The following is a 14,877-nucleotide window of genomic DNA, read 5'->3' as shown; positions in this document are numbered from 1 at the left end:
GTTACTTGAGCTAAATAAATTTTACTTATCAGCTGATAGACGTTTCTGACTTGTATGAAATGATGTTTTAGGTCAAATATATTAGCACTATTGATAAACAGAAATTCAATTTGTTAACTGCTGAATTTAGCCAATGAGCCACTGTTCGTGGTGAAAACGAATTCAGCCACTAGAATTTGTATAGCACAAAGGAGCATTAGAATGACTACACATGCCGCTATCCATACATCACTATGGGGAGAGAATGCATTGCCATTGCGTCCCGCCAGTCAAGTGATGAACCTGGAACGCTTAGGTGCATTGCACCAAAGCCGACTCAGTTTTATGCGCACCCTGGTTCGTCGTATTTTTCGCGAGCGTTGGAGCATAGAACCGGCAATTTTTGAATTGGACAAAGATGGCTACGGCACTGTGGTCTATCAAGTCGATGCACCTAATGGCACCTTTAGCTTCGTATTATTTTCCGATTACCTATCGCCCGATGAACGCAATGATCGGGTAATAGCGACCAAATGGGATCTGACCATGGCGCTGGTTGAAGGCAAAGTCGATCGCCAATATGTCGAGCAATTACGGCTGAATGTGCCAAAACAAGAAGCTGGCCGGGTTGATTCTCGTGTATTTGTGTTATCACGAGCCAATCGTAGCTCGCGCAACTTCGATTATGTAGTCGACCAGTTAGCTGCGGGACAACAACCTGAAATCAGCAAAATTGCCGAAGTAGGCTACCTCTATCGTACTACCGCAGTATACGGCAGTGGTAAACTTGGTATGGCCGATTGGGAAAAAGTCCATAGCAAACATCAAGACTTTGCCCGTCCATTTTCTGGTGAAATGTTCGTTTGTCTGATGTTACGCAACTTTAGTTTGTTGCAGGTAGAGCATATCGCTCAGCATCGCTCGCCAGAAAGCTTCGGCGCCATGCAGCCAGAAATAAAACGTTATTTTGGCATTGGTAATTCCACCGGTTTAGGCATGGCACCCTATTTAGTCAATCACCCATTACTGATCAATCAGTGGGTGGAAATGCGCGAGTTGGCCTTAGCCCGGATCAGAACCTTAGGGACTATCGACCAGCAAGTGATGCAGACACTGAGCGAACTGATTGAGCGCTCGGCCCAGCACACCAGTGAGACCATTACCGACGACGACTGGCAAACGCAAAATAACAAAGTTGTAATCGAAGACATGGCAAAGCTGAGCAGTTTCATTGCAACCGGCTTTAGCAGCTGGAATGAAATCATTGCCCACAGTGAACAGCATTGTTCTTTGCAAGGTCAGGAAATGCTGGTTTGTGTGATGTTGGAAATGTACCCGGAGCTGGTGGACGAATTAGAAGACTTCCATTGCGCCGATGAACAACTCGACCTTGACCCGTTGATGCCGACCACACAACTCAAAGACATTATTGAACGTCGTTATGACTGGGCATTGGCCATAGATTTTGACGCCGAAGGTGCGCGTGAAACTTATTGGTATCGCTCCGAAGAAAAAATGGAACCGCGTCTGGGCAGTGTTGCTGACATTGAAGGCAAAAAGAAACAAATGGCACTCGGTGTCGGTTATGCCGTGCGAAAATGTTATAACCACTTGTCTGCCTATATCGAACAACACCCGGATCATACCACCGCACGTTTTATGGTGGCGCATCCCAAGTTACGTGGCATTGTTCGTCGCATCCAGGGGATGAATCGCTGCATCTACGGCGATATCCAGGCGAATTTACTCGACCGTGATGTGTTACCTATGCATCTGCTACGCTGCAAACTTGCCTTTTTTGGCGTCAGTAAGTTTGATCCAAGGTCGCGATTGTGGGTTCGTAACACCATGTTTCAGGGCGCACCGCTACTGGAAAATATTGGCAAACCATTTAACGATGACTGGTTTATGCCATTAGCACCAAAGCAATAAGGAGTGTCCTGTGAATATATCAATGAATGAACTAAAAGCTACCCTGAAACGCTGTTTTGAAGCCAGTGGCTACTTTGTCGGCAACTATGAAGACGCGGCGAATATGGTGTTATGGCTGGAAAAACACGGTCTCAATGGCTTAAATGAACTCAAACAGGCATTGCCATACATAGGTGATGATTTTGATAAACCGTTAAGTAATGTGATTTATGAAGATAGCACCTCAGCGATTATCGATGCTCATCATCGCAGTGCGCTTAACTGCATTGCTGCTGCCGTTGATTTGGCTCACGCCAAAGCCTTAGAGAGTGGTATTGCCACCGTGACCGTGCATAACTGCCATAATCGCATGTTTATCCTCAAAGCCTTAACCGACAGAGGCCGAGCCGGTATTAGTGCCGCAGCATATTGGAAGAATGGCAGTACCAAGGTTAGCGAGCACACCGCGGCAATCCGTTCAGGACAACGCTATCCAAGTTACAGTGAGGCCGTGGCAAATTTGTCTAACAATGACGATGACAAACAAGCACTGACCATTATTTGTAGCTCAAGAGTCGATTTAACCTCTTCTTTGCAAAATACCAACAGTACTTTTATCAGCCCTAAACAGGTGGAGAAGAACAAGCAACATACCGTTGAATATGGCGTTGAGATCGAGGAAGACGTTTGGGCCGAGATCAATCGTATTGGTGCCGGTGTGTTAGTGGAAAATACTGAACGATCTCAACAAGACGCTGGCGGGCGCTAATAGCCCTGGCGTCATTCATAACCAGTCGTCAAGTCTTAATTAATCAGGCTTAAACCAATCTGCATAAGGATATAGTTATGCAGTTTGGTATAGCTCACGGGGCAAGAGATGTCTATTTCAACCGGCATTCCAGTCGCTAATCCAAATTCTCCGGTTCAGCTGCATCAGGCGCAACTAGATGAGGCTGGTCCTAGTAGTTGTGGCTTGTGTGGCATAGAGTCAATAAATATGGCGATGTCGTTGCCTGCAAAAATTCAGCCGCAGCGGCAACTTCCTGCTGATGTGATCATAGTGCGAGCCAGAGATTCGTTGTCACAAATTCAACAAGACAATAACGGCACCAAGGGCAACCATTGCGCCGCATATTTTGATTTATCGGCCAATGTTGTTGCCCTACGAGAAGATGTTGGCCGGCACTCGGCGCTCGATAAACTCATTGGTGCTCTAAGCAAGAGAGACCTATGTCTAAACCGAGAAAAAATTTGTCGCCGTATAAGTCACCTGCAGGTGGATGGTGAGCACTAAAAAGTTCTGCCAAGCACTTAATTCGCAGTAGCGATGCGGCGAAAGGGGTTAAGGCATTATTGCAAGCGAATCAACCCGGCGGCTTTGACTGTCCGGGATGTGCGTGGGGTGACAGTGCTGGCGCCGGAAAAATAGATTTTTGTGAAAATGGGGTCAAAGCCATTGCCTGGGAAGCCACCAGCAAACGGGTGGATGAAAAGTTCTTCAACCAGTATTCAATTTCAGCACTGCAGCAATGGGACGACCATTCTCTGGAAAGCAGCGGCCGACTCACTGAGCCGATGTTATACGATGGCAGCAGCGATCACTATCGGCCGATTAGTTGGCAACAAGCATTTGCAGTAATTGCCAATAATTTACAGCAACTGGAAACTCCCGATCAAGCATTACTGTACACATCGGGTCGAGCTAGCAATGAAGCGGCTTATCTATACCAGCTATTTGGTAGAGTGTTCGGTACTAATAACTTTCCGGATTGTTCAAATATGTGTCATGAGGCTTCCGGCGTTGGGATGACACGTGGCATCGGCATCGGCATCGGCAAAGGTACGGTGACCATCGAGGACTTTAAGCTGGCCGATGCGATCTTCGTATTTGGCCAAAACCCCGGAACCAATCATCCGCGCATGCTGGCAACGCTACGCAAAGCGAGTAAACGGGGGGCAAACGTAGTTGCTGTCAATAACTTGAAAGAGCAAGGCTTACAAAAATTTGCCGACCCACAAAGTCCAAAAGAAATGATCCTGTTCTCAAGCACCAACATTAGCCAACATTATTTTACTCCTCGTCTGGGTGGCGACATGGCGATACTGCGCGGTATGGCAAAAAGCATCTTCGCAAAAGCGCAACAAGACGACACGGTTTTAGATCATCAATTTATTGCTGAACACTGTCACGGCTTTGACCAGTATCGTGACTCGGTGGCGACAGTACAAGAGCCGCTCAATGTATTGCTGTTAAGAGGCAACATAGGTAAACCTGGCGCCGGAGCTTGCCCGGTAAGAGGTCACTCGAATGTTCAGGGTAACCGAACCGTAGGCATCGATGAACAGCCAAGCGCAAAATCCAGGTTTAAATACCGTGGACTCAATTCATGCAATGATCCAAGGAAATGCCAAAGTATTTATTGGCCTCGGCGGTAATTTTGCCGCGGCCACTCCTGACACCGAACGCAGTTATCAGGCTTTGCAGCAATGTGATTTAACCGTACACATTAGTACCAAACTTAACCGCAGCCATGTGATAACCGGAAAGTGTGCGTTGATTTTACCTTGTCTTGGCCGTACTGAAATCGATAAGCAAAGCAGTGGTCTGCAAAGCATTACGGTAGAGGACACGATGAGTATGGTCCATAGCTCTGCTGGACAAAATCAACCGGCATCACACCAGCTCAAATCAGAGGTCGCCATTATTGCCGGCATCGCCAACGCAGCCTTAGGAGAGCAGACGGTTGAATGGCAAAAGCTGGCCAGTGACAATCGATTAATTCGTGATGAAATTTCGGCAGTGCTGCCAGAATTTAAAGATTACAATGCTCGAATTGCGACCGAACGAGGATTCTACTTACACAACCCGGCGAGCCAACGTCGCTGGCATACAAAACAGCAGAAAGCCGTTTTTTCAGCAGCAATGCTACCGCAGCAATTGGCCCACGAAATGGCAAAGACGCAAACAAGGATTACAAGACGGCGATACGGTAGCTATAGAAACGGTGTCAAATGATGGTATTGAACGCAGGGTAACGAACTTTAAAATGGTCAGTTACCAGATACCAATAGGCTGTGTCGCCGGGTATTATCCAGAAACCACCCCACTGGTACCTTTGGAAAGTGTTGCCGATGATTGTGGTACCCCAACTTATAAATCGATACCGATAACGCTTACCAAGATAGGCTAGTTTAATTCCTCATTTTTTACATACCTTGTGCCTTTTAACGTTGCCTGTAACGCGAGCCCAGCTGCCGTTATTTGATACACGGTGATATCCCCTATGGTCACGCCGCCACCAACTTGGCCCCCCTTATCACCGGCTTTAGCTGCGGCATCGGCTTCAGCACCAAACGCCCAACCTTCTTCAGTGAAGCGATTCATTGCTGCATTGGTGTTAAACACAAAAACGGCTCTGAAATCTTTTGCACCTAAGCCTAAACCAATACCCCCCTCATACATATCCATATAGGTATCTTTACCCGTTGAGTTATTATGGACCACACCATAACCAACACCGGCGGAGACAAACAGCAAGTTGACTTGGGCATTACTAAACGTTGCATAACCCGGTGCTGATTTTATTTTCGCCATTGCGCCAGGGCTGGCTTTTTCAACGTCAGCTAATGTTTTCGTGTTCATTTTTGCAATTTCAGCCCGTTGCTGATCAGGATTATCACCCGTTGCTGCACATGCACAAAGGATAAAGGCGGTGATCATTAGCAATAGTTTTTTCATCTACATTCCCTTCTATTTTTAACTACACTGCAATTTAGGCAGTTACTTTTTCACCAGTATAGTAGTTAAATAAAAAATTGAAATGATGAGAAACAGCGTGGCTGAAATTTTAACTTTCGAGATGAGTCATGTATTAAAAGATATATGCTATCTCGCTACAGCTGCGAAGACCAGCTGTAGCTGTTATGGTACAGGTTAGTCGAGATTGACTAAGTTACCTTTTTCCTGAAGCCACTCTTTACGATCGCCAGCGCGCTTTTTCGAGAGTAGCATGTCCATTAATTCCATGGTGGTGTCAAACTCATCAACCGTGAGTTGTACCAAACGTCGGGTATTTGGATCCATAGTGGTTTCACGCAGTTGTAATGGGTTCATTTCGCCCAGGCCTTTAAAGCGTTGTACGTTGACTTTTCCGCGCTTCTTCTCGGCTTCAATTCGATCGAGAATACCGTCTTTTTCTTGTTCATCGAGGGCATAATAGACGTCTTTACCAACATCGATACGATACAAAGGCGGCATTGCCACAAACACATGTCCCGCTTGCACTAATGGTAAGAAGTGCTGGGTAAACAAAGCACATAGCAGTGTGGCGATGTGTAATCCATCCGAGTCGGCATCGGCCAGGATACAAATTTTGCCATAGCGAAGGGATGATAAGTCTTCAGAGTCCGGGTCTATGCCTAAGGCGACCGAGATATCATGGATCTCCTGTGATGCCAAAATTTGGCCAGAGTCCACTTCCCAGGAATTGAGAATTTTACCTCTGAGTGGCATGATCGCCTGAAAGTCTCGGTCTCGTGCTTGTTTGGCACTGCCACCAGCGGAATCACCTTCGACCAAAAATAATTCAGTGCGAGAGTTTTCATCCGAACCACAATCGGTTAATTTTCCCGGCAGAGCCGGGCCCTGAGTGATTTTTTTACGCACCACTTTTTTACTGGCACGCATTCGTCGCTGGGCGTTCGAAATACAAAATTCTGCCAGGGTTTCGGCAATTTCGGTGTGCTCATTTAACCATAAGCTAAAGGCATCCTTAACCACGCCAGAGACAAAAGCAGACACTTGTCGCGACGACAACCGCTCTTTGGTTTGACCGGCAAATTGTGGATCTTGAAGTTTCACCGACAAAATAAAGGCACATTTGTCCCAAATATCATCCGGGGTTAATTTAACTCCGCGTGGCAGCAAGTTGCGAAATTCACAGAACTCGCGCATCGAATCGAGTAACCCCTGACGTAAGCCATTAACATGGGTGCCGCCCTGTATGGTAGGGATCAGGTTAACATAGCTTTCGCCTATACTTTCGCCGCCTTCCGGTAACCAGGATACTGCCCAGTCTACGGCCTCGTGCTGAGAGCTAAACGTTCCGAGAAAAGGCTGCTCAGGTAAATTAACCCAAGATTGAATCGCTTCTTTTAAATAATCTTCCAGGCCATTTTCATAGCACCATTGATGCTTGGTGTTTGTCGTCTTGTCATGAAACTTAATGCTTAAACCAGGGCAAAGTACGGCCTTGGCCTTTAAGATATGAGTAAGTTTGCTGACCGAAAATTTATGTGAATCAAAATAACTGGCGTCAGGCCAAAAGCGTACTACGGTACCGGTGTTACGTTTACCAACCGTGCCTGTTTGCGTTAAATCTGACACTTTTTCGCCGTGTTCGAACGCCATTTCAAATACTTTTTGGTCACGTTTAACGGTGACTTCAACTCGGTTTGATAAAGCATTTACCACGGAAATACCAACCCCGTGCAAACCACCGGAAAATTGATAGTTTTTGCCCGAAAATTTACCACCGGCATGTAATCGACAAAAAATTAATTCAACCCCGGGTACACCCTCTTCTGGATGGATGTCGGTAGGCATACCACGGCCATCATCCACCACTTCCAGTGATTGATCTTCGTGCAGTATTACCTGAATATTTTGTGCATGACCTGCCAAAGCTTCATCGACAGAGTTATCGATAACCTCCTGGCCGAGATGGTTTGGTCTAAGAGTATCGGTGTACATGCCCGGGCGGCGACGCACCGGATCTAAGCCACTTAATACTTCGATGGATTCGGAATTATATTGATCAGTCATGAATTCTCTGGCTATTTATTAGTTGCTAGCGCTCTAGTTTTTTTGTTATTTTTGCTTTAAATTCAGAGACAAGCTCAAAATTATCATCTGTTAGTTGCCTAATTGCCGGCTGCTTGTACCTTGTACCTTGTACCTTGTACCTTGTACCTTTAGCCATTATTCTCTAATTGAAAAAAATTAACAATGCTTGGCAGCATTTTAGCAAAATTGATAAAGCTGTGATCACCACCTTGCTGTACTTCTAACCGGCATTGTTGATATTTATCTACGGCTTGTTGATAATCTAACACTTCATCCCCAGTTTGTACCATAACAAAAAGTCTTTTTCTGTCGATTTTATCAAGGTCATATAACTTTAATTGCTGCATATGCGCTACGGTGACCTGGTACACTTCGCCGGTATAGGGATTGTTATGCTCACCGAGAATGTCATCGACTAAATCATACGGTTTTACCGCCGGGTTTATTAATACCGCTTTCAGCTGATATTTTGCGGCTAAATAAGTGGCAAAATAACCACCAAGTGAACTGCCGGTCAAATACCACTGACAATGGCGTTCATCTTCAAGGATGTCACATAATTGCTTGATCGCAGCGCATGGGTTCGATAGCAATTGCGGACATACGACTTCAATTTCGGGATGCATTACCTGCATATATTGCCGGGTTATTTGCGCTTTTAATGATTGAGGTGAACTGTTAAAACCATGGATCACCAGTATTTTTTGTTTCATCGCGAGCCCACTTCAACATCCCACATCGAGATAATGCAGCTGAGTTTCAATATTGCCATCGTCATCCAATTCTAATATTCGATAACCCGGGCCAATGTCTAATGCCGATAGCGTTACCGAGTTTGGCTCAAATAGAATCGAAAATGATTGCGGACAACTATTAAAACTTTGGGTCATAAATATGTTTTGTTTCATCGCGAGCCCACTTCAACATCCCACATCAAGATAATGCAGCTGAGTTTCAATATTGCCATCGTCATCCAATTCTAATATTCGATAACCCGGGCCAATGTCTAATGCCGATAGCGTTACCGAGTTTGGATCAAATTGAATCGAAGTTGCCGGACAACTAAACACAGGAAGATGATTTAAGCCTTCGAAAAAATAGCTGTCGCCGCGGTGAATGTGACCACAGCAAATTGCCTTTATGGCAGGGTTTTGCTGCACCGCCTGCCAAAATTGTGTTTGATTACGTAAACCATGTTTATCAATAAAAAAACCCACATCGAGCGGATGATGGTGCATAAACAATAAAGTATGAAGGTTACTGCTTTTACTATTGGCAATGACATTTAAATGCTCATCATCTACATACCCCGCAGGAGTGTCACTTTTTGACTGGGTGAGTAATAACCGCCAATGGCCAAGAATCACTTCTTTATCGGCTTTAATCACGTCATTAACCAATTGCTGGTTTAATAGCTCAACGTCATCATGGTTCCCCGCCAGAAAATAAAGCGGACACTTAAATTTTGCCTCATTTACCAGTTGGTTGAAATGCTGATACGACTCAACGCTATGATCTTGCGTTAAATCACCCGTAAAAACAATGGCATCTAACGGTTCTAACTGCGCCAATTGTTCGAGCACACGTTGTAGGTTGATAAAAACATTATGGCCACAATGGCGGCCAGCTTTGTCTTTAAACAGGTGGCAATCAGATATTTGTGCAAGGGTGACAACAGACATGGGTAACTACTTATTGGAAATTTCGATATTGGCTCGCCCTTGTGTTAAACACATGCGTAGCCATTCGGTTAAAAATTGTTGCGCTTGTTGTTTTTCATCGGGCAAATGCATTTGCGGATTTGGGTAATCGTATCTGGGTTTTATTTGTTTGGTAAATTGACTCTCAATCACTTCGGCTAAGTGAGCATCATAATAGATGCGGATCAACATACTCGGTTTCGGCAGATGTACCTTACTGGCTAATGATTCGCTTTTACTGACCAATTGCTTGAACTCAACCACATGGGTGTATTTGGTTTTCTCAACAATGCTAATTGAATACTCTAATAACTCATTGATAAAAAAACTGCGCATTTCCCCGGCATCATCCATACCAGCTAACAAACGAGAAAGCAGGATAAAGTTATTTTCATAAGAATTGTTTAGCCCCTTTAAACTGGGCTTGTACTGCGCCATATGATGAAATGCCAAATTAAGTTAAAGTTTGTGGTTAATATTAGGGTCTGTTGACCTTTGCTGTTATGCCAATTTGCCAGAATTTAGTGCCAGCCACTGCAAACCGATAATGGTTGAAGCATTACTAACTCTACCATTATTTAAATGCTCGAGTGCATCTTCTAAACTCATTAAATGTGATTTGATGTCTTCATGTTCATCGGCAAGACCGGAAACTGTACCATCGACAAAGTGACTTAAATCGAGTAACGCGACATACATATACAGTTTTTCGCTGGTGCCTCCGGGGCTTGCCAGGTAATTCATCACATGCTGTACTTGCGTTTTATCAACAACTAAATTGGCTTCTTCTGCCGCTTCCCGAATAGCCACATCGACCGGGCTTTCATTTTCGGCAAACATGCCGGCAATAAATTCCAGCATCCACGGGCACTCTTCGGTGCGAATGGCGCCGGGTCGAAACTGCTCAATTAAAATCAAGGTATTGTTGAGAGGATCGTAAGGAATTAACACCACCGCATCGCCACGCTCAAAAATTTCACGGGCAATCAACTGTCCCCACTCGCCATTAAATAGTTTGTGCTTTAACTGGTATTGATCAACCCTAAAAAAACCTTGATATTTAATATCACGTGCCGCAACGGTAAAGTCGCTATGCTTAAATTGTTTAAATATGTTACTTTCGTTCATAATCTTGTAATACTTTATATCTATAACAAAGTGTTAGGGAAATTTTCTGTTACACTTTATTGAGCTGAAACGGCTTATAATGATTCAGCATAGCATTAATTACCGATACACTGACCACAAAATAACCCAGGTTTTTGTAAATAAGGGAAAAGAACACATGACAAACAAGTTAAGCTCAATTTTTGTTGCTGTTGTGCTCGCGGGCACAAGTTCAGTTGTTGCAGCACAAGATTTGCAGGAAATATATCAATTAGCGTTGCAAAATGATCCAACCTCGTTGCGAGCAGAGGCGCAATATAACGCGGCGCAAGAAAACATCGAACAAGCACGTTCGGTGTTATTGCCAACATTATCTGCTACTGCATCTTATACAGATTCTGAAGAAGAAAATGATCTCTTCACCCAAGAAACGCAAAGAACTCGTATGAGTTTAGATCTAAACATGCAACTTTATCATCACAGCAGCTGGCTTGGTTTAGACACCGCGAAAAAGTCCGCGCACCGCAGTGATATTGATTATCAATTCGTAAAGCAACAATTAGTGACGCGGGTTGCCTTAGCGTATTTTGATGTGTTAGCCGCTTACGACGGTTTGGAATTCGCCCTGGCTGAGAAAAAAGCGATTGAACGTCAGTTAGAGCAAACTAAACAGCGTTTCTCGGTTGGCCTAACGGCGATTACTGACGTGCATGAAGCCCAAGCGCAATTCGATAATGCCATTGCCGAAGAAATTCGGGCACAAAACACCGTTTACACTTCAGAAGAGTTTCTTCGTGAAATTACCGGCAGCTATCCTCGTGATTTGAATGTGTTAAACACCGAGCGTTTTAGCGCGGTAGTGCCAACTCCGAACAGTGCCGATGACTGGCAAAAGCTGGCCGAAGCGAAGAACTTACAATTGATTTCGCAAAAAATCAGCATGGATATCGCCAAAGAAAACATCGACATTGAAAACGCCGATCATCTGCCGACACTGAGTTTAACCGGTAGTTATGGTACCACTGAAACCGATGGTGATTGTGATTTGCCCAATGGCTCGTTTGGTGGTTGTAATACCTTTGATGGCGTTGAACAAGATGACCAGTCAATCGGTATTCAGTTGAATGTACCTATTTATTCAGGTGGCAACACCAGTTCAAGAGTTCGCGCGGCCCAGCATAACTATGTGGCGGCGAGTCAGGATATGCAAATTACTTACCGTGGCGTTGTCCGTGAGTCACGTAACTCTTACAACACAGTTGTCGCAACCATATCCGGGGTAAAAGCCTTTGAGCAATCGGTAATTTCGGCCGAAAGTGCGTTAAAAGCCACCGAGGCAGGTTTTGAAGTAGGGACTCGTACCATCGTGGATGTGTTGGAAAGTACTCGTAACTTGTATGACGCTAAACGTAATCTATCGACAACGCGGTATAGTTACATTACCAATATGCTACGTTTAAAAGAAGCTGCAGGTACGGTTTCTGAAGCCGACATTACGATGATTAACCAGGGACTCAACCCGGCTAATTAGTCTTAATCGAATCGAGAACCTAATCACTCTCTAAAGGCACCCCTGCCTGCCGAGTATAAGTACTTCCGGTACAAAAAAGGCGACTACACAGTCGCCTTTTTTATTTAGTTGGCGGGTTTTTTAACCTCGCGTCATTGCCGCAGGCAACTCAAACTGGCTATCGCCATAGCGCGAGACTAAAGTCCCGCCAACCAGAGAACTTAACCTATGGTTGGCGGGGTTTGATTGCTGCACAAAGAAGCTTAACAATCAGCTTTTAACCTCGCATTCGTACTAGCAGGCTAGTCTTCCAAACGAATAGTATTAATGATTTCGGAGGTAGAAATGCCTTCTTCAAAGTTAAGCACCAGTACCTCGCCGCCTGCCGCAATGACTTCTTTACCGCCGGCAATATCTTCAACGTTATAATCGCCACCTTTCACTAAGGTGTTCGGTAATAAGTTGGCGATTAATCGTTGCGGAGTATCTTCTGAAAAATCCACCACCCAATCAACAGCGCCCAAACCAGCCAATACTGCCATACGCCGATCCAAAGGGTTCACCGGCCGGCCGCTTCCTTTTAAGCGCTTAACCGAATCATCATCGTTTACCGCAACAATTAACCTATCACCAAGTTCGGCGGCATGGGTTAAATAAGACACATGCCCGGCGTGCAGGATATCAAAACAACCATTGGTCATGACGACTTTTTCGCCGCGTTTTTTCGCTTGTTCAATGATAATCTTAAGTTGTTCTTCACTCACCACACCCGAACCACTTTCCTGGCCCGAGGCAAGTGCTTGGGCAATTTCAACTTCACTTATGGTTGAGGTGCCCAGTTTACCGACAACCACACCGGCAGCAATATTGGCCAGAGCGCTGGCTTCAGAAAATGTTGAACCCGCAGCAATCGCCAGGGCTAAGGTAGCAATAACGGTATCGCCGGCACCGGTAACATCATAAACTTCTTGTGCCTGGGTAGGTAAATGCAGCTCTTCTTCATTGGCCCTGATCAAGGTCATGCCATGTTCGGAACGAGTTACCAGCAGGGCTTGTAAATCGAGTTCAACTAGCAACTGCTGTCCTTTACTCACCAATTCGGCTTCATCTTTACAAGGACCAACTACGCCTTCAAACTCTGATAAATTGGGGGTGATTAAGGTCGCGCCTTTATATTTGGCAAAATCAGCGCCTTTTGGATCAACCAGTACTGGCACATCATGCTTTTTCGCCAAAGAGATCAACTCACTGACATCAGATAGCGTGCCTTTATCGTAATCGGATAACAGCAACAAATGATGCTGGCGAATATTTTCTTCCACCACGTGGGTTAATGCTTGCTTATCGATATGATGAAGCGACTCTTCAAAATCTAGACGGAGTAATTGTTGGTTTCGGCTCAACACTCTAAGTTTAGTGATAGTTGGTACGCTTTGGTTGCGGGTAAAATTACAAATGACATCCATGCCTGACAAACTGGTATCTAAGCTGTTCGCCACTTCATCATCACCAGTCAGCCCTGACAATGTCACTTGCCCGCCCAGACTGGCAATATTTAATGCAACGTTAGCGGCGCCACCAGGCCGGTCTTCACGCCCGTCTATTTTTACCACCGGCACCGGTGCTTCTGGCGAGATCCGCCCGGTTGGTCCTGACCAGTATCGGTCTAACATCACATCACCAACAACCATGACTCTGGCCTGATTAAAATTAGGGATATCTACTTTCATATGGTCTTCCAAACTGGGTATAATAATGACGTAACCGCCTTTACGGCATTCATTCGTGTTATTTATACAAGTCAGATAATTAATTGGTCAATTAAATATCTGGCTTGTATTAGTATAGTGTAACATAAGCTTTTCAATGAGTTGATGAAGTATTGAGTAAAAATAAAGTTCTGCAAACAAAATTCAAAGCCCGCTTCTTTCTGCCTAAATATTGGTTAACCTGGGTAGGCGTGATCACCTTGTATAGCATTTCCTGGTTGCCGTATAAATTACAACTCGCGATGGGCCGGATGCTTGGCCGTTTGATGATGAAGATTGGTGGCAGCCGTTTAACCGTGGCACAAAAAAATATCGATGTGTGTTTTCCGCAGTTAAGCAAAGCCGAACGGCAAACGATGGTGCAGCAAAATTTTGAAAACACCGGCATTGGCTTATTTGAAACCGGTATGGGCTGGTGGTGGCCAGACTGGCGTATTGCACGCAAAATTGAAGTCTCAGGGTTAGAACACTTAGAGCAAGTTAAGGCGCAAGATCATGGCGTGTTATTACTTACCATACACTTCTTATGCTTGGAATTTGTTGGCCGGGCAACTGGCCATGTACACCCTCTCGTCGCCTTTTATCGACCAAACCACAATCAGTTGATGGAGTATTTTCAACATCGTGGTCGCGCTCGTTCAAACAAATACATGGTCGATAAAAGCAATGTCAAAGGCATGATAAAAGCGCTTCGAGATAAAGAAACCTGTGTCTATTTGCCCGATCAAGACTATGGCCGAAAACGTTCTATTTTTGTGCCGTTTTTTAATGTCAAAGAAACGGCATCAACCATAGGCACCATGGTTTTTGCGAAAGGAAAAAACGTAAAAACAATGATGCTGGTGCCAAGGCGAAAACCCGATAACAGTGGCTATTTGTTAGAGTTTCTGCCGGCATTGGACAATTTTCCCAGCGGTGATGATGAACAAGACATTCTTCGCGTTAATCAAGCGGTAGAGCAGGCCATTTTAAAACAGCCGGAACAATACATGTGGCTACACCGACGATTTAAAACCCGACCTAATAAGTCAGATCCTAAATTTTACGACTAAGGCG

At 44.9% G+C, this 14,877-nt stretch carries 16 protein-coding genes; 8 read left to right on the top strand and 8 right to left on the bottom strand.

Annotation, left to right across the window (positions count from 1 at the left end):
* The first annotated feature begins 201 nt into the window (after positions 1 to 201).
* From ND16A_RS03445 to ND16A_RS22040, 6 genes are all read left to right on the top strand, one after another.
* On the top strand, positions 202 to 1,911 hold the full coding sequence (locus ND16A_RS03445; RefSeq protein ID WP_033078816.1) for a hypothetical protein: 1,710 nt from the start codon (positions 202 to 204) through the stop codon (positions 1,909 to 1,911).
* Positions 1,912 to 1,921: 10 nt separating this feature from the next.
* The gene (locus tag ND16A_RS03450) at positions 1,922 to 2,659 is read left to right on the top strand and encodes a DUF3726 domain-containing protein (protein WP_033078815.1); all 738 of its coding nucleotides are present in this window, start codon (positions 1,922 to 1,924) and stop codon (positions 2,657 to 2,659) included.
* Positions 2,660 to 2,767: 108 nt separating this feature from the next.
* Positions 2,768 to 3,184 carry a formate dehydrogenase accessory sulfurtransferase FdhD gene (locus ND16A_RS0119635; protein WP_052073264.1) on the top strand — a complete coding sequence of 139 codons (417 nt, stop codon included), beginning with the start codon at positions 2,768 to 2,770 and terminating at the stop codon, positions 3,182 to 3,184.
* Between the two features lie 59 nt (positions 3,185 to 3,243).
* Entirely contained in the window at positions 3,244 to 4,326 is a 1,083-nt protein-coding gene (locus tag ND16A_RS22050) for a molybdopterin-dependent oxidoreductase (RefSeq protein ID WP_081945660.1), read from the top strand.
* Complete coding sequence (locus ND16A_RS22045; protein ID WP_081945659.1) at positions 4,283 to 4,906, top strand: hypothetical protein; 624 nt, start codon at positions 4,283 to 4,285, stop codon at positions 4,904 to 4,906. The genes ND16A_RS22050 and ND16A_RS22045 overlap by 44 nt, the downstream gene beginning before the upstream one ends.
* On the top strand, positions 4,896 to 5,081 hold the full coding sequence (locus ND16A_RS22040) for a hypothetical protein (protein ID WP_081945658.1): 186 nt from the start codon (positions 4,896 to 4,898) through the stop codon (positions 5,079 to 5,081). The genes ND16A_RS22045 and ND16A_RS22040 overlap by 11 nt, the downstream gene beginning before the upstream one ends.
* On the opposite strand, the gene ND16A_RS03455 is transcribed toward ND16A_RS22040, so the two are convergent.
* The 7 genes from ND16A_RS03455 to ND16A_RS03485 all read right to left on the bottom strand — a co-directional run bounded on the left by ND16A_RS03455 (position 5,078) and on the right by ND16A_RS03485 (position 10,563).
* Entirely contained in the window at positions 5,078 to 5,629 is a 552-nt protein-coding gene (locus tag ND16A_RS03455) for a YSC84-related protein (RefSeq protein WP_033078814.1), read from the bottom strand. The two genes, ND16A_RS22040 and ND16A_RS03455, sit on opposite strands and share 4 nt — an antisense overlap.
* Positions 5,630 to 5,824: 195 nt before the next feature.
* Positions 5,825 to 7,714 carry a DNA topoisomerase IV subunit B gene (gene parE / locus ND16A_RS03460; RefSeq protein ID WP_033078813.1) on the bottom strand — a complete coding sequence of 630 codons (1,890 nt, stop codon included), beginning with the start codon at positions 7,712 to 7,714 and terminating at the stop codon, positions 5,825 to 5,827.
* Between the two features lie 149 nt (positions 7,715 to 7,863).
* On the bottom strand, positions 7,864 to 8,448 hold the full coding sequence (locus ND16A_RS03465; protein ID WP_033078812.1) for a YqiA/YcfP family alpha/beta fold hydrolase: 585 nt from the start codon (positions 8,446 to 8,448) through the stop codon (positions 7,864 to 7,866).
* A gap of 12 nt (positions 8,449 to 8,460) precedes the next feature.
* Positions 8,461 to 8,643 (bottom strand): hypothetical protein, encoded by a 183-nt coding sequence (locus ND16A_RS03470; RefSeq protein ID WP_033078811.1) that lies wholly within the window; start codon positions 8,641 to 8,643, stop codon positions 8,461 to 8,463.
* 12 nt (positions 8,644 to 8,655) lie between these two features.
* Positions 8,656 to 9,417: a metallophosphoesterase gene (locus ND16A_RS03475; protein ID WP_033078810.1), complete on the bottom strand. Its 762-nt coding sequence runs from the start codon at positions 9,415 to 9,417 to the stop codon at positions 8,656 to 8,658.
* A gap of 6 nt (positions 9,418 to 9,423) precedes the next feature.
* Entirely contained in the window at positions 9,424 to 9,873 is a 450-nt protein-coding gene (locus tag ND16A_RS03480) for a DUF1249 domain-containing protein (protein ID WP_033078809.1), read from the bottom strand.
* A 63-nt stretch (positions 9,874 to 9,936) separates the two neighbouring features.
* A complete protein-coding gene (locus ND16A_RS03485; protein ID WP_033078808.1) occupies positions 9,937 to 10,563 on the bottom strand; it encodes an NUDIX domain-containing protein in 627 nt (208 codons plus the stop codon).
* 157 nt (positions 10,564 to 10,720) lie between these two features.
* On the opposite strand from ND16A_RS03485, the gene tolC reads away from it, so the two are divergent.
* Positions 10,721 to 12,073 carry an outer membrane channel protein TolC gene (tolC, locus tag ND16A_RS03490; protein WP_033078807.1) on the top strand — a complete coding sequence of 451 codons (1,353 nt, stop codon included), beginning with the start codon at positions 10,721 to 10,723 and terminating at the stop codon, positions 12,071 to 12,073.
* A 281-nt stretch (positions 12,074 to 12,354) separates the two neighbouring features.
* Here the strand turns inward: tolC and hldE are convergent, their stop codons facing one another.
* Positions 12,355 to 13,782 carry a bifunctional D-glycero-beta-D-manno-heptose-7-phosphate kinase/D-glycero-beta-D-manno-heptose 1-phosphate adenylyltransferase HldE gene (gene hldE, locus ND16A_RS03495; protein ID WP_033078806.1) on the bottom strand — a complete coding sequence of 476 codons (1,428 nt, stop codon included), beginning with the start codon at positions 13,780 to 13,782 and terminating at the stop codon, positions 12,355 to 12,357.
* A gap of 152 nt (positions 13,783 to 13,934) precedes the next feature.
* On the opposite strand from hldE, the gene lpxL reads away from it, so the two are divergent.
* Positions 13,935 to 14,873, top strand: coding sequence for an LpxL/LpxP family Kdo(2)-lipid IV(A) lauroyl/palmitoleoyl acyltransferase (gene lpxL, locus ND16A_RS03500; protein WP_033078805.1), 939 nt, complete (start codon positions 13,935 to 13,937; stop codon positions 14,871 to 14,873).
* Positions 14,874 to 14,877 lie beyond the last annotated feature (4 nt).

Source organism: Thalassotalea sp. ND16A, assembly GCF_000764205.1.
Classification (GTDB): domain Bacteria; phylum Pseudomonadota; class Gammaproteobacteria; order Enterobacterales; family Alteromonadaceae; genus Thalassotalea_A.
Note: the sequence above shows the minus strand (reverse complement) of the source record. Positions and strands in the feature narration are given on the sequence as shown.

What these genes read in the sequence shown, in the direction of transcription:
- hldE (WP_033078806.1), bottom strand. Translation starts at nt 13,782, where the DNA reads ATGAAAGTAGATATCCCTAATTTTAATCAGGCCAGAGTCATGGTTGTT.
- ND16A_RS03470 (WP_033078811.1), bottom strand. Translation starts at nt 8,643, where the DNA reads ATGAAACAAAACATATTTATGACCCAAAGTTTTAATAGTTGTCCGCAA.
- tolC (WP_033078807.1), top strand. Translation starts at nt 10,721, where the DNA reads ATGACAAACAAGTTAAGCTCAATTTTTGTTGCTGTTGTGCTCGCGGGC.
- ND16A_RS0119635 (WP_052073264.1), top strand. Translation starts at nt 2,768, where the DNA reads ATGTCTATTTCAACCGGCATTCCAGTCGCTAATCCAAATTCTCCGGTT.
- ND16A_RS03480 (WP_033078809.1), bottom strand. Translation starts at nt 9,873, where the DNA reads ATGGCGCAGTACAAGCCCAGTTTAAAGGGGCTAAACAATTCTTATGAA.
- ND16A_RS03465 (WP_033078812.1), bottom strand. Translation starts at nt 8,448, where the DNA reads ATGAAACAAAAAATACTGGTGATCCATGGTTTTAACAGTTCACCTCAA.
- ND16A_RS22045 (WP_081945659.1), top strand. Translation starts at nt 4,283, where the DNA reads ATGATCCAAGGAAATGCCAAAGTATTTATTGGCCTCGGCGGTAATTTT.
- ND16A_RS03455 (WP_033078814.1), bottom strand. Translation starts at nt 5,629, where the DNA reads ATGAAAAAACTATTGCTAATGATCACCGCCTTTATCCTTTGTGCATGT.
- ND16A_RS03485 (WP_033078808.1), bottom strand. Translation starts at nt 10,563, where the DNA reads ATGAACGAAAGTAACATATTTAAACAATTTAAGCATAGCGACTTTACC.
- ND16A_RS03475 (WP_033078810.1), bottom strand. Translation starts at nt 9,417, where the DNA reads ATGTCTGTTGTCACCCTTGCACAAATATCTGATTGCCACCTGTTTAAA.
- ND16A_RS03445 (WP_033078816.1), top strand. Translation starts at nt 202, where the DNA reads ATGACTACACATGCCGCTATCCATACATCACTATGGGGAGAGAATGCA.
- parE (WP_033078813.1), bottom strand. Translation starts at nt 7,714, where the DNA reads ATGACTGATCAATATAATTCCGAATCCATCGAAGTATTAAGTGGCTTA.